1 protein-coding gene is annotated in these 579 nt (G+C 61.8%); it reads right to left on the reverse strand.

Going from position 1 to position 579, the window contains the following annotated elements; all coding sequences use genetic code 11:
• Window positions 1-82: 82 nt before the first annotated feature.
• On the reverse strand, window positions 83-400 hold the full coding sequence (locus tag EXE42_RS16495) for a DUF6516 family protein (protein ID WP_137695091.1): 318 nt from the start codon (window positions 398-400) through the stop codon (window positions 83-85).
• Window positions 401-579 lie beyond the last annotated feature (179 nt).

The following is a 579-nucleotide window of genomic DNA, read 5'->3' on the forward strand; positions in this document are numbered from 1 at the left end:
GCGTCCTCACGGAGCTGTTCTCGGTCGCCGACGGTGATGTGGAGTGTGGTCATGGTTGAGGTGTGGGTCGGAGGGTGTTCGATCAGTGCGGTCGGGGTGGGTCGCCGCCGACAACGTCCCAGTACTCGTCCGCACTCGCCCAGAACTCGACGAGCAGCTCCTCCATTCCAGGGAATCCGACGCCGTCGAGATCGCCCGCTGCGGTGTGATGTTCGTGTCCCTTGGTATCCTCGTGGGAGTTGTCGTACCGGACGAGCGTGAGATCGTCGAGGGTGCCCAGATGGAGGGTGTACTTCCAGCCCGAGGGGTACGTCTCGGTGTCGTCGGTCGGCCGAAGGACGACGTTCTCGACGAGGCCGGCTTCGACGTGTGTGTACTGGAAGAACGCCTCTGAGGGCATCCCTTACGTGTTGGGACACCACCCAACGGCATAAGCGTTGGGCAGAAGTCCAACACCGAACGGGAACGTCGCCCGTCAGTGAGATCCTCAGTGAATTTTTCTTGTCCGTTAGTTACCGATCTTCAAACAACGGATCCGGCGCAGTCAGACGTCGCCGACGGGGTCGACGCGGGCGTCCT

This window comes from Halorubrum sp. SP3 (assembly GCF_005435195.1).
Lineage (GTDB): Archaea > Halobacteriota > Halobacteria > Halobacteriales > Haloferacaceae > Halorubrum > Halorubrum sodomense.

Excerpts from the sequence above, each read along its gene's own strand:
- EXE42_RS16495 (WP_137695091.1), bottom strand. The coding sequence starts at position 400 with ATGCCCTCAGAGGCGTTCTTCCAGTACACACACGTCGAAGCCGGCCTC.